Genomic DNA, 13,615 nt, shown 5'->3' on the forward strand with positions numbered 1-13,615 from the left:
AGAGAGTACATTGAAACGGGAGGTGAATACATGCTTGGTTTTCCTGTAGAAACATTTTGGTGGTTTGTTCCATGGCCTTTCATATGGGTAGGGTTAGCAACTATTATCTACTTTAAAATGAAAAAAGACGATGAGTTGGAAGAGAAGATGGAAAAAGACCAGAATCAAAATCTGTAGTCGCGAGGGGAGGGCATTCAATGAGCATGGATGGGATAATTTTCATTATATACTTAGGAGTTCTATTAACGATTGGCTTGTGGTTTTCACGCAGATCGTCAGCCTCTACAGAACAGTACTTACTCGGTGGTCGGTCTCTTGGACCAGCTGTCACTGCTATGACCATGCAAACGACAGCTATGAGTGGATTTATGTTTATGGGCGCTCCGGCGATGGCCTTTAAATATGGCTGGTATGCCATTTGGTACGCGATTGGAGATGCAGGTGGATCGATTATTAACCTGTCTGTTTTAGGTAAGCGAATGAGAAGAATGTCTGAATTATTGGGAGCGCTTTCACCAATTGAATATTTGGAAAAGCGTTTTGAAAGCCCGAGTGTTCGAGTGGTCGGTTCTATCATTTCCATTGTCTTTCTATTTGGATACGTTTGCGCGCAGTTTATTGCGGCGGGTAAGGCAATGTCTGCACTGACAGGTTTTACGTATGAACTGTCTCTGCTTATCGGGATTAGCGTCATTATTATCTATACTGTAGCAGGCGGGTATTTAGCTGTTGCATACACTTCTTTTGTACAAGGCTTGATCATGGTTCTCGGTGTCGTTGGGATTGGTATTCTCGCTTATTTACATATAGGCGGACTGACGGGTTTGAACGTTGCATTGAAAGCTGTAGACCCTACGTATTTGAGTATTTGGGGTAAAGATCTTGCCTACTATGGTCAGTGGGGGATGGTGCTCGGCGCCATACTCATTTACTCAATTGGATATATGGGGCTTCCACATGTGGTAGTTCGCCATATGTCGATGAAGAGTACGAAAACAGTAAAAGGTGCAGTGATGATCAGTGCTCTATGGAATCAATTCTTCATCTTTGTACCATATATTCTAGGAATGATCGGGATTATTTTACTCCCTACTATTGCGGATCCAGAAATGATTATTACGGAGCTAGCGTATACGTTATTCCCTGGAATTTTTGCGGCATTATTGCTCTCAGCCATTATGTCGGCAGTCATGTCCACGGCAGACTCTATTTTGATGCAAGCAGGCTCTATTCTTTCACGTGACGTCTATCAACGTTTCATCAACAAAAATGCTAGCCCCAAAACGATGATTCTTGTATCAAGACTATGCATTCTATTGGGAGGAGTAGTAGGAGTTGTAGTAGCCATTTATGAGCCACCATCCGTATTTGCCTTGGTTTTGTTCGCTTTTGGTACATTGGGGAATGCTTTTTTAGTTCCGTATGTTGCTTCGGTTTACTCGAGAAAAGCGAATTCTATCGGTTGCTTATGTGCAATGATTGGCGGTGCTACAACAAATATCATTTGGACTTCCATGGGGTTAGAAACCTCTACGGGACTTCATCCGTTCTTGGCAGGTTTACTTGTATCTCTGTTAGGGATGATCATCGGAAGTCGATTTGGTCGTAAACCATCAGATGAAATACTGACAGCGTTCGAACAGTCCAGAAAAAAACGTCTATTCTCAAAAGAATTTGACCGCAACATTACACGTGATTTGGCTCCCGAAGCTAACAATGTATCTAAATTTTTAGCAGACAATAAATAACTTACAGGAGTAGGTACTTATGAGCGCTATATTGCTACAAGAAATTGAGTTTACAAAAGAAGAGGTATTGCTAGGATTGCAGCAATATGAAAAAGAAACCTATTTTCAAATCCAAGATATTATTTACTATCCTTATTACTTTTTTGAATATCAAGTGAGTGCTAAAAGCTTGCTGAAATTTAACGGGAAGGCAGCTTGTACAATCGATGGGCTTGGTGGAAGAGGGGCGATGGTGGATGTTCGGCCAAGCTTTTCTAGAAAGAAAGTGGAAGTGGGTCGGTTCCCCGAGTTGAGGATTGGAGAGGAAGAAGCGAAGGGGATGGCCGAAAGATTTATTTTTGACAATGCTTCTTCAAAAGCTAAATTTGTTACGATGCCTAAAATCACGGAGGTTCAAAGGACTCTCTTTTATCGACCATTTTGGATAACAGATTTTAAGTTGGACAATAAAAAGTCAGGGCAACTCATAGTGGATGCGATTAGCGGAAGCTATCATCCGTTATAACAGACTCGACGGTCAAAGTTAAAAATGAAGTCGTATACAGCCACTCTTCGCATAATGCAAGCGAGCAGCGGCTGCATACAGGTAGGGATGATATTTACTGTAAAACTTGTCTGGCCATTATAGCTACTTCAAGTGCAATCCGATTTAATGGGGACATAAAATTCTCTCCCATTATAGATTCAATCTTTTCGAGTCGATGATACAGTGTTTGTCTGACGATAAATAGACGATCTGCGGTTTCTTTTTTTGAGCCGCCACATTCAAGATAAATACGGAGCGTTTCGAATAAGTTACTGTCGTTCTCTAGGTCGTAATCTATAAGGTCTTGTAGATAATCTTCTACATAGTTATCAAGGTTTCCTTGTTCGTTGAGAAGAAGTAGTAGTCTATAGACCCCTAAATCTTCATAAAAATTACTCTTGAATGCAAACTTTTGTTTAAGTTCAACCACTCTTTTTGCTTCTTTATATCCTTCTTTTACGTGTGTGTGGTTATGGTGAACTAAACTGATACCAACTGTATATTTCCGTTCGTTAAAGAACTGATCATTGTCCATGGCTGTTAACTGTTCGGTTACTTGAGTGAAACGATTCATGTCTTTTACATGTGTACCCGAAGCGATAAACGAGGCAATAATTGTAATTTCATTTTTAGTTACAGAGATAGTTGGAAAGAAACTATGTCGTTTAAAGACAGAACGAATCATCATAGATTGTTGTAAGCGGATTTCTTCCCAACTGTTTTCATCTATAGTGGTTTCATTCGTATCCAACTGAATGACGAAGATTCTGTAATGAGTATTCGGACTTTTCATTGGTAAATAGGATTGCATATCTTCTGCATCTACAGGACGACCATGCAGTAAGTTACGCACAAACCCATCCTCATTGTATTGATCTCTCTCTTGAATAGTACGATTCCGAAGTAATATTTGAGCAATTGCCAGGGAGGCCCTATCCAAGATTAAAAAGACCAATTCATCTTTTATTGCCTGTGGAAGGTGAAGGCATAAATATCCAAGAGATTGGCCTAAACCATTGATGGTGAACAAGGCAAATGGCTGATCATCGATGGTATAGATGTCCTGTTCTAGCTTTTGCGTAGTCTTCTCACTAAGAAATTCTTGTATGCTATTTTTCCACGAAGTCGATTCAACAGGGTAGTAATAAGATTTCGCTTCATCGGATATAAACAACACCGTCTGATTGAACAGCGAGTGTAACTCGTGAAGAATCTTTAAGATTCCGTTTGGCATTAAACTTAACTCATTAAACCTTCTCGATAATGTGTCTAACTTCGACAGCATTTCATAATGGCGATTAATAATCACTGTATGTAAATCTTGTGTGATGTCAACGAATTTTACGACTTTTTCGAATACGATAATTGGAAACTTTTGTGCATCTGCAAGAGTGATAATATCTTGTTGGATCTCACTGACGTACGGCCCTATTTCAACACACAGACAGGCAACTTCTAGTTCAATTAGCTGCTTTACATACTGTAGCTGTGTTGCGTTATCCAGTTGTAGATGAAGGCCCGTTGTTAAGATAATTTCACCGCCATTGACTAGTGAACTAAACTCACTAACTTCTAATACGTGCGACCATTTAACTTGACGATCCAAACCGGTACTTCCAGCAATGACTTTAGCGTGCTTGAAAGTTTCGCGGGCTAAGACATCTTGAACGGTCAAAGAAAGTTCATTCATGAAAATAAGACCTCCATAACGTCAAAATATTATTCGTACGATGTTACACAATGTAAAATGAAAGTATTCAGAATACTTGTTAAACTATAGAAAGTAGTTTAGCTCAAGTCTTGTTGTAAAGCAAGATTAGATGAATGGGAGGAATAAAAATGAATTCAATAGTAACAGGGAAGAAAACGATTTCAAATTTTATTAATGGACAATGGGTAAAATCACTCACTGATCAATATGAAGAAGTGCCAAATCCGGCGACAGGCGAAATTATTGCAGAGGTACCTATTTCGACTGATGAAGATTTACAAGTTGCAGTAAATGCAGCGAAAAAAGCATTTTCTTCTTGGAAGAAAACAGCTGTACCGCAAAGAGCTCGTATTCTATTTAAATACCAACAACTTTTGATTGCTCATTGGGATGAGCTGGCACAACTGATTACTATAGAGAACGGAAAAAACTACACGGAGGCTTATGGTGAAGTTCAGCGCGGAATCGAGTGTGTGGAATTTGCTTCGGGAGCGCCTACGTTGATGATGGGCTATCAACTTCCTGATATTGCCACAAACATCGAATCGGGTATGTACCGCTATCCTTTAGGAGTGGTTGGAGGTATCACGCCTTTTAACTTCCCGATGATGGTTCCTTGTTGGATGTTCCCGCTTGCCATTGCAGCAGGAAATACATTTATTTTAAAGCCTTCAGAGCGTACACCACTCTTGGCAAATAGATTAGCAGAGCTATTAACAGAAGCGGGATTACCGAATGGTGTGTTCAATATCGTTCATGGCGCAAAGGATATTGTTAATGGAATCTTGAACCATCCCGATATTCCTGCCGTTTCATTTGTTGGATCACAGCCGGTAGCAGAGCATGTATATAAAACAGGAACTGCCAATGGCAAACGTGTTCAAGCACTAGCGGGCGCCAAAAATCATTCGATTGTTATGCCGGATGCGGACTTGGATTTAACAGTTACTAATATTACTAATGCGGCATTTGGTTCTGCTGGCGAAAGATGTATGGCTGCTTCAGTGGTAGTTGCAGTTGGTGATATTGCTGACCAGCTTGTGAAACGTTTAGTTGAAGAAGCAAATAAAATAACGATTGGAAACGGTTTAGAAGAAGGAGTATTCCTTGGACCTGTCATTCGAGATTCCCATAAAGATAAAACACTTGCTTATATCGAAGCGGGGATTGAAGAAGGGGCAACTCTTGTACGCGACGGCCGAGACGATCCATCTACTTCTGAAGGGGGGTATTTCGTAGGGCCTACGATTTTTGAAGGGGTTACAACCGAAATGCGTATTTGGAAAGAAGAAATATTTGCACCGGTACTTTCAGTAATCAGAGTAGAAACATTGGATGATGCGATTGAACTTACAAATCAATCAGACTTTGCAAATGGTGCATGTTTGTATACAGATAGCTCGAAGGCGATTCGTCAATTCCGAGAAGAAATTGATGCAGGGATGCTCGGTATCAATCTGGGTGTACCAGCCCCTATGGCATTCTTCCCATTCTCGGGCTATAAGAAGTCATTTTATGGGGATTTACATGCAAATGGCCGTGATGGTATCGAATTCTACACACGTAAGAAAATGTTAACCGCACGTCACGAATATTGATAAAAAGGGAGGAAAGTTATTGAAAACATTACATGAACAAGATCAGAATAATAAAAAGTCCTTAATAGAAAAAAATCGGAATAAAGTTTGGCAGCATATTTCAGCATATAATGAAAAAAATCCACCGATGATTATCGAAAGTGGGGAAAATGCTTGGATAACAGATCATGAAGGTAATCGGTATTTAGATGGGATGTCAGGACTATGGTGTGTCAACGTAGGCTATGGAAGAGAAGAGATAGCAAAAGTAGCATATGAGCAAATGAAAAAGCTTTCTTATGTACCCATGACACAAAGCCATGGACCGGCAATTGAACTGGCCGCCAAAATAAATGAAATGCTAGGCGATGACTATAAGATCTTTTATTCAAATAGTGGTTCAGATGCGAATGAAGTAGCATTCAAGCTTATTCGTCAGTATCACCAGCAGAACGGAGAACCTTCCAGATATAAATTCCTCTCCCGTTATCGAGCCTATCATGGAAGCTCAATGGGAGCGCTATCTGCTACGGGCCAAGCGTTGCGTAAATACAAGTATGAGCCGCTAGTGCCAGGCTTCTTACATGTAGCACCTCCAGATAACTATCGAAAGCCTGAAGGAATATCGGTCGAAGAGTATAATATCCAGCGTGCTTTGGAGCTTGAAGAAAAAATCATTTGGGAACAAAAAGATACGATCGCAGGAATTATTATGGAGCCGCTCATTACAGGGGGAGGAATCTTAATTCCACATCCGGTGTACTTAGAGAAAGTCCAAGAAATCTGTACTCGTCACGGTGTCCTCTTGATCATCGATGAGGTGATTTGCGGGTTTGGACGTACTGGAAAAGCATTTGGACATCAACACTACAATGTGAAACCAGATGTTGTAACGATGGCGAAAGGTTTAACGAGTGCATACCTTCCATTATCCGTGACAGCAATCCGCAAAGATATCTATGAAAAGTTTGATACTAGCGAAGACTACAGTCATTTCCGTCATGTCAATACGTTTGGTGGAAATCCAGCTGCGTGTGCAGTTGCGTTAAAGAACTTAGAGATTCTAGAACGCGAAGATCTTATCAATCGTGCGGCAGAACTTGGAGGGCGGCTATCGGATGAACTTGCATGCTTACACGATCACCCGAACGTAGGAGATATTCGAAGTATTGGTTTCTTGATGGGAATTGAACTCGTCGAAGATAAGAAGACAAAAGAACCTGCAACGAATGCACGCATGGCGAAAATTATTGGAGAGTGTAAAGCAAATGGACTGATTGTTGGTCGAAACGGTGAGACAGTAGAAGGATTTAATAATGTCCTTGCACTATGCCCGCCACTTTCGTGTACAGATGAAGATGTCGACTTCATCGTATCCGTTGTTAAAAAAGTATTTAAAGAGAATGAACAATAAGTTGTCTATCTAGTACTGATAGGAAAGGTGCCTCTGGACGACTTGTGTCGCAATAAGTAGTCAGAGGTGCTTTGTCTTTACATCAAGTAGCGCCGTGTACTATGCATGGCTTATACCACTAAATCTCAGCGAACTGATAACTATACAATAGTATACATTTTATCCGAGGAGGAATGGGTATGTTGATTGGTGTACCAAAGGAGATTAAAAATAACGAGAATCGTGTAGCGATGACCCCGGCAGGAGTGTACACACTTCGCTCGTGCGGCCATGAAGTACTTATTGAAACAGAAGCGGGTTTAGGATCAAGTTTCACAGACGAAGACTACATGGATGCGGGTGCAAAGATCGTTCAGACAGCGGAAGAAGCATGGAGCGCTGAAATGGTTATGAAAGTAAAGGAACCCATTGCCTCTGAATATCGTTATTTTCGTAAAGGGTTACTCCTATTCACATACTTACATTTAGCATCTGAGACGGAGTTGACTCAAGCTCTTTTAGAAAGTGGAGTGACGGGGCTTGCTTATGAAACCGTTCAGTTGCCTAATCAATCTTTGCCTTTGCTCGCGCCGATGAGCGAAGTAGCTGGAAGAATGGCAACACAAATCGGTGCTCAATTTCTTGAAAAAACGAATGGTGGAAAAGGCATTTTACTCGCTGGGGTACCGGGTGTTTCTCGAGGGAATGTCGTAGTCATTGGCGGTGGGCAGGCAGGAACAAATGCTGCACGTATTGCGATCGGGATGGGTGCTCACGTAACCGTATTGGATTTGTCAGTAGATCGTTTACGGCAATTGGATGATATTTTTGGCAATCACATTCAGACACTGGTTTCAAATCCACATACTATCGCAGAATCAGTCAAAGAAGCAGACCTTGTGATTGGTGCGGTGCTCATACCGGGAGCTAAAGCACCTAAGCTCGTCTCTGAAGAAATGGTTCAATCTATGAAACCTGGATCGGTTCTTGTGGATATCGCAATCGATCAAGGAGGAATTTTTGAAACATCAGATCGTGTAACGACACACGATGCCCCGATCTATACAAAACATGGTGTAGTACACTATGCAGTCGCGAATATGCCAGGTGCAGTACCGCAAACGTCAACCGTAGCATTAACCAACGTGACCGTTCCTTACGCGCTTCAAATTGCCAATAAAGGATGCAGACAAGCGCTACTAGACAATGAAGCACTTCGAAAAGGTTTAAATACTATGAATGGTCATGTAACATACAAAGCCGTTGCAGAAGCACAGGGCTTACATTACACATCTTCAATCTCTATAATAGAAAACGATGGTTTAGTAGCGAATACTTAAAAGCATCGTCATATATTCACTTGTCATTATGTATAAATGAAATGGGTCCCTCTACCACACTATATTTTGAAAAAATATAGTGTGGTAGAGGGACTTTTTCTCTTTATACTAATGAGAAAATCTTTCATTCTACATGGTAAATCTAGTAAAATCCTGTATAATCGACATCAAAAGGAGGTTGCTAGATTTGAAATTCATGACGAAATGTATCCCATCTACTTTGTTCGCCGTTCTGATTACCTTAGTGATGACGCTGTCAACCGAAGCAGCTACTTGGCCGGACCATTCACCTGATCAAAATCCGGACAAGCCGTGGACTATTACGTTCAATAAACCGGTAAATAAAGATACGGTCAGCGAAAGCACAATTTATATCAAAGACTCTAAAGGAACAACGCAGAACAATGAAATAACATACTCAGACTCAGACAAGAAAGTACATATCGCACCGCCAACAGGAAACTATCGTAGTGGCGAAACGTACACATTGCATATCACACAAGCTGTGCATAATACAGATAACCAACCATTAAATGCACCGGTTACTAAAACGTTTTCCATTAAAGCGGGAATTACATATGACTTGGCGAATGTACAAGCCAATGGCACGACTAGCACAGTGGAAAGGTTTCCAAGTTTTGAAGCAGCGGCCAGCCGTATGAATAGCAATCAAGTCGTGCTGTTCCAAAACAATATCATCCACATGCCGAAAGGGCTTATTTCAACCGTGGCATACGGTGGCAGCTCATTGACCATTTTGTATGCTGATCAAGCCTTGAAAACTCAAGAAACATATGTACCAGCAGACACGGAACTTGTGTATGTTGACTCGACAGCCACTTCTGTAAAAGTCGAGCTGGCAGGAAGAAACTTTTACATCAAGCCACAAAATGCAACGATGCTACCAAGTCAGACCGTAACGGATCGCACCTATTATAAAGTGTTGAATCGTTCACTCTATCATTCGATTTATTCACATAGGACAAAGACGTTCGCATCGTATGAAATGGGTGCTGCCCCAAGCTTCATGCAGGAAGGGGTAAAGTATTACAGCACGGACGGCAGTCATTTCCATAATGAAGCAGGAGTTTTGATTGGCACGGCTCATCAATACTTCCAGTACGTGCCGATGCGTAGCATGACACGCTATACAGCTGAAGAGTTGGATGCGTATATTATGAAACAGCTAAGTATCCTTGAGACCAACAATCCTAATTCCACAATTTATAAAAATGCAACAACGAGAAGTAAATTAATCGGGTTGGGCTCAGAATTGAAGCGAATTGAAAGAGAGAATCATGTCAATGCGATGCATATACTAGCGCTTGCACAGCATGAAAGTCAGTATGGACTCAGTAAGCACGCGCTGGAATCCAATAATTTATTCGGTATGTACGTAACAGATGATAATCCGTTGAATAAAAACTTTGATTCCGTAAGCGCAAATATTCAAGAACTGGTCAATGCCTTTTTGAATAGAAATTACTTACCGCCTCAAGCCAAATATGCGAATGGAACGAATTTCGGTAATAAAGCAGTCGGCATGAACGTTAAATATGCATCCGATCCATACTGGGGTTCTAAAATCGCAGGGCATTTGTATCGAATGGATCGTTCGATGGGCGGGAAAGAATTGGCGAACCAACTGAAGATTGGATTGACGAATCCGTCCAGTTTGAATGTACGTCCTATACCTTCATCAGTCCCAGGCACGCCGACCATATATAAATATCACAAGATGGGCATGCCACTTATTATTTTGGATGATCAAATACCTGAAGCGCCATGGATCAAAATTCGTTCAGATAAAGCTCCATATGACACAGTATACGTGCACGGAGATTTTGTAGATCCGTTAGAATGGCAATGAACACGGAAACAACCCCTTACCTACATTATCGGTAAGGGGTATTTTTAGTCCATCCGCGTGAAAAACTCTTTCGTCAAGTCACCGTTAATTCCTATAGCCGCAGCGCTCCCGGTTCCTGCTGCGACTAGTAGCTGCGAAGGGACGATATGTGAAACATCACCCGCTGCATAGACATTCCAAACGGTTGTCCGGCCGTATTCATCGGTTAAAATCCCACCGTATTTATTGCGCTCACACCCTAAGTCTTGCGCGAAATGATTGGGATGACTCCAGCGAGGAGTGGCAAATCCACCTGCGCGGTCTATCAATGTACCGTCTTCAAGCCGCACACTGTGCAGTTGCCCGTCTTCTCCTTCAAGGCCCGAAATGATATCATCGACAATTTGAATTCCTTTCGCACTCAACTTCTTTTGTTCTTCCGTCGTCAGCTGACCTTCTCCACCTGTGAAAACAATCAGATCCCGGCTCCATGTATACACTTCTGTGGCTAATTTAAACACATTCTTATCTGCAAATACAGCCAATGAACGATCGCGTAATTCCCAGCCGTCACAATACGGACAACTGAAGATGGATGTGCCATAAAAGCGCTCAATACCAGGCACATTAGGCTGTTCATCACGCAAACCGACAGCAAGAAGTACTTTCTGTGTGCGGAACGTCCTGCCGTCTGCTGTCATCAACTCATAATGTGATTCATCCAATCGTTCAACTGCAACAACTTTTTGATGGTGAAATGTTACAGACGGATACTGCGTCAGTTCCTCCCGCCCAATCTTCCGTAATTCCGAAGGTGGCACACCGTCTCGCGTTAAAAATCCATGTGATGCACGGGAGACGCGGTTTCTTGCATGATCATCATCGAATACAATAATATTCCGCCTTGCCCGTCCGAGCACTAAAGCTGCACTTAATCCAGCGGGTCCGCCACCAATGATTGCACATTCATAGATCATTGCTATTTTCATCCCTTTTCATTCCATTTTGTTTATAGGACTTCCCTTGAAACGTCTGAAGTAAACTGGAGTGTGTAAAAATTGGAGAAAATAGCACAGAACTGTTGGGAAAATGCGAGAACATATCTTGTCTTTAGCTAATAGAGATACGTTCGATGCTTTACGGTTTATCATGTATATTTCAAACTGGACAATTAGGTTAAAAGGACCGGTTCTAGATTCTTAATAAATGGCTATTAATGCCGATAAATGAAGAAGGAGACTTTATTTTTATATAGCCATGTGTTTAGGTCGGAAATTTAGTATAAAAGACGTTACTGGCTATTTATTGCAACATCAAATTTATCAAGTGGGGGAGAATAAGGAAATGAGACAATTTTGGAAAGCGGTATTTGCACTGATACTGTTGGTCGGTGTGCTTGGTGCGGGGTTGAAGGCCGATGCAGCGGTGAAGCCGGGAACTCCGGAGCCTGTTGAGAAGAAGCCTTATGAGTATGAGTTTGAAGTTACGGACAAAGAGTATAATGGATTTAAAGGTGCTAAACAGATGGTAATTACTTTTGATAAAGAAATTAACCCGATTCTGCCTAGCGATGTCTACGTAGAACAAATAGTAGATGGTAAAGGAGTAGTAGTTCCAATTATCGCTTCGGTTACACCGCCAACTTCATCTGCAACAAATAAACTCATTATTACATTCAAGAATTTAGAGTTAATTGATCATGTTGGTAAAGATGACTTGCGGTTAGTGATCAAGCAAGGAAAGTTGTATTTTGATCAGATTACTGACTATGTATTGCCGTTTAAATTTTATGATTTGACGCCTGGGTTCAATTCAATATTTCTTGATGTCGAAAATGCAAAAAATATTAATACTAATATTTTTAAATATAATGAACCCCGTAATGTAATGATTCAGGTGCCACCTGTTTATATGACAAAGATTGAGACGATACATCGTTATATTGAAGCAGTTGGTCCAGGAGATGCAGCAAGTAAACAATCACCCAACCTATCAAATATTGATGTAATTGCAGATCCGGCAGCGACACGTATGAAAGTAAAATTGGGTACAGGCATAGATTCAGAACATTCGAGGGACTTGGATCGGTCGACTGCAGGAGTCAATGGTTTTTCTTTAGGTCAAGCAGGAATTGATACGATTGTATGTAAAGATCCCACTGCTAAAGAAGATGACTGTAATGAATATAATGATCAAATTCAATTAACAGCATATAGTAAAGATGGGCGTAAACTTGAAACCAGAAATTTTAAAATGCGTGTAAATGATCCTCAAAAAGACTTCAAAATTAATGATTATGTAAAAGCAAATCCTAAATTGTATGGTAAGCCAATATCCCTTTACGACTTTATGGCTTCACCTACCTTGCTAAATGATATTATGCAGGAAACTACTCTTGGTAAATTGGATGACTTTGGGGTTGTATATTCGGTTGGTAATGAAGCCGTTGTAGAAACACGCGATCAATTTAATATGGCATTAAAGAATGATAAGCTGAAGAAAATTAAATTGAAAAACAACATCACTTTGACAAATACTGAACCGTTTATAGTTAATCGTGATGTAATCATTTCTGGAGGTAATATAACGGGAGATGTTGTACTAGGAATTGGCGAAAAACGTCTTATTCGTCTAGAAAAAACAACAATCACAGGTAATTTAACGGTGGACGTAGGTAAGGAAGGAACTGCTGTATTGGATGACGTTAATGTAAATGGGAATACGTCAGATCCTCATACTAAAATAGTGAGCGGCGGAACGAACTCTATCTACTTAAATAATTTTAAATCTGCTGGCGGTATAATCCTTAAAAATGAGGAGCCGATTAGGATAGTTACGACAGCTTCAACTGGAGAATTAATAGCCAATGAATTTCCGTCATTGCATTTACAAGGCGCGGGTAAAGTTCACTTGCAAGGTAAATTTAATGAAGTTGAGCTGTTACAAGGCGCTAAGGGCATTCACTTTGTTTCATATACCGAGATCGATAGAATAACCACAAAAATAACAATAAATGAAGAATTAGAGAAAATTGAACTTACCGGTAATAAAGTTAAGGTGAATAATTTGGATAGGTTGAATGATATTTTAAAAATAAAACTTGGTAAGCTGGAAGAGGTTAAGCCTGGGGACCTTGAAGATATTAGAATGTTAACTACGACAGAACAATTAATAATAAATGACTTAAATAACACAAAATTTGAATTGGATAATAATTCAAATTTACACGTAAGTGATAGTTTTAAAATAGAAAACAACTGGAAATTTGAACGTTTGATAAATAAAAGTAATAAACAAGTATACGATATCGAGAATATTGAATTAAGTTCTAATACAAGTGAAGAACACGTTATTAAATTACCAGATTCATTTTCTTGGGAACCCGCGGTTGTGTATGAAGCAGAATTCTTTATAACAATTAGTAATATCTCATATAAGTTAATAATTCCTTTTAAAGTTAGCCAGTAATGT

The 13,615-nt window shown here is 40.4% G+C and carries 10 protein-coding genes; 8 read left to right on the forward strand and 2 right to left on the reverse strand.

What is annotated here, in order from left to right; translation table 11 throughout:
- Nucleotides 1–30: 30 nt before the first annotated feature.
- Genes CSV63_RS16680 through CSV63_RS13815 form a run of 3 tightly spaced genes read left to right on the forward strand, consistent with a single transcriptional unit; the run spans nucleotide 31 to nucleotide 2,253 of the window.
- A complete protein-coding gene (locus tag CSV63_RS16680) occupies nucleotides 31–177 on the forward strand; it encodes a hypothetical protein (protein WP_199171330.1) in 147 nt (48 codons plus the stop codon).
- A gap of 20 nt (nucleotides 178–197) precedes the next feature.
- A complete protein-coding gene (locus tag CSV63_RS13810; protein ID WP_099696341.1) occupies nucleotides 198–1,748 on the forward strand; it encodes a sodium/proline symporter in 1,551 nt (516 codons plus the stop codon).
- Between the two features lie 19 nt (nucleotides 1,749–1,767).
- Complete coding sequence (locus tag CSV63_RS13815) at nucleotides 1,768–2,253, forward strand: hypothetical protein (RefSeq protein ID WP_099696342.1); 486 nt, start codon at nucleotides 1,768–1,770, stop codon at nucleotides 2,251–2,253.
- A gap of 94 nt (nucleotides 2,254–2,347) precedes the next feature.
- Here CSV63_RS13815 and CSV63_RS13820 read toward each other — a convergent pair whose 3' ends face one another.
- Entirely contained in the window at nucleotides 2,348–3,964 is a 1,617-nt protein-coding gene (locus tag CSV63_RS13820; protein ID WP_099696343.1) for a PucR family transcriptional regulator, read from the reverse strand.
- 149 nt (nucleotides 3,965–4,113) lie between these two features.
- On the opposite strand from CSV63_RS13820, the gene CSV63_RS13825 reads away from it, so the two are divergent.
- The 4 genes from CSV63_RS13825 to CSV63_RS13840 all read left to right on the forward strand — a co-directional run bounded on the left by CSV63_RS13825 (nucleotide 4,114) and on the right by CSV63_RS13840 (nucleotide 10,165).
- Entirely contained in the window at nucleotides 4,114–5,583 is a 1,470-nt protein-coding gene (locus tag CSV63_RS13825) for a CoA-acylating methylmalonate-semialdehyde dehydrogenase (RefSeq protein WP_099696344.1), read from the forward strand.
- A gap of 19 nt (nucleotides 5,584–5,602) precedes the next feature.
- Nucleotides 5,603–6,976 (forward strand): aspartate aminotransferase family protein, encoded by a 1,374-nt coding sequence (locus CSV63_RS13830; RefSeq protein WP_099696345.1) that lies wholly within the window; start codon nucleotides 5,603–5,605, stop codon nucleotides 6,974–6,976.
- A gap of 179 nt (nucleotides 6,977–7,155) precedes the next feature.
- On the forward strand, nucleotides 7,156–8,295 hold the full coding sequence (gene ald / locus CSV63_RS13835) for an alanine dehydrogenase (protein WP_099696346.1): 1,140 nt from the start codon (nucleotides 7,156–7,158) through the stop codon (nucleotides 8,293–8,295).
- Between the two features lie 196 nt (nucleotides 8,296–8,491).
- Entirely contained in the window at nucleotides 8,492–10,165 is a 1,674-nt protein-coding gene (locus tag CSV63_RS13840) for a glucosaminidase domain-containing protein (protein WP_233192125.1), read from the forward strand.
- A 44-nt stretch (nucleotides 10,166–10,209) separates the two neighbouring features.
- On the opposite strand, the gene CSV63_RS13845 is transcribed toward CSV63_RS13840, so the two are convergent.
- The gene (locus tag CSV63_RS13845; protein ID WP_233192114.1) at nucleotides 10,210–11,121 is read right to left on the reverse strand and encodes an NAD(P)/FAD-dependent oxidoreductase; all 912 of its coding nucleotides are present in this window, start codon (nucleotides 11,119–11,121) and stop codon (nucleotides 10,210–10,212) included.
- A gap of 367 nt (nucleotides 11,122–11,488) precedes the next feature.
- Between CSV63_RS13845 and CSV63_RS13850 the strand changes: the two genes are divergently transcribed.
- On the forward strand, nucleotides 11,489–13,612 hold the full coding sequence (locus CSV63_RS13850) for a pectate lyase-like adhesive domain-containing protein (RefSeq protein ID WP_143565408.1): 2,124 nt from the start codon (nucleotides 11,489–11,491) through the stop codon (nucleotides 13,610–13,612).
- Nucleotides 13,613–13,615: the final 3 nt, after the last annotated feature.

The organism is Sporosarcina sp. P34 (genome assembly GCF_002743375.1).
In the GTDB taxonomy this organism is placed as follows: domain Bacteria; phylum Bacillota; class Bacilli; order Bacillales_A; family Planococcaceae; genus Sporosarcina.

Bases quoted from the DNA above. Each gene is read 5' to 3' on its own strand.
- CSV63_RS16680 (WP_199171330.1), top strand. From the start codon at position 31: ATGCTTGGTTTTCCTGTAGAAACATTTTGGTGGTTTGTTCCATGGCCT.
- CSV63_RS13810 (WP_099696341.1), top strand. From the start codon at position 198: ATGAGCATGGATGGGATAATTTTCATTATATACTTAGGAGTTCTATTA.
- CSV63_RS13815 (WP_099696342.1), top strand. From the start codon at position 1,768: ATGAGCGCTATATTGCTACAAGAAATTGAGTTTACAAAAGAAGAGGTA.
- CSV63_RS13820 (WP_099696343.1), bottom strand. From the start codon at position 3,964: ATGAATGAACTTTCTTTGACCGTTCAAGATGTCTTAGCCCGCGAAACT.
- CSV63_RS13825 (WP_099696344.1), top strand. From the start codon at position 4,114: ATGAATTCAATAGTAACAGGGAAGAAAACGATTTCAAATTTTATTAAT.
- ald (WP_099696346.1), top strand. From the start codon at position 7,156: ATGTTGATTGGTGTACCAAAGGAGATTAAAAATAACGAGAATCGTGTA.
- CSV63_RS13840 (WP_233192125.1), top strand. From the start codon at position 8,492: ATGACGAAATGTATCCCATCTACTTTGTTCGCCGTTCTGATTACCTTA.
- CSV63_RS13845 (WP_233192114.1), bottom strand. From the start codon at position 11,121: ATGATCTATGAATGTGCAATCATTGGTGGCGGACCCGCTGGATTAAGT.
- CSV63_RS13850 (WP_143565408.1), top strand. From the start codon at position 11,489: ATGAGACAATTTTGGAAAGCGGTATTTGCACTGATACTGTTGGTCGGT.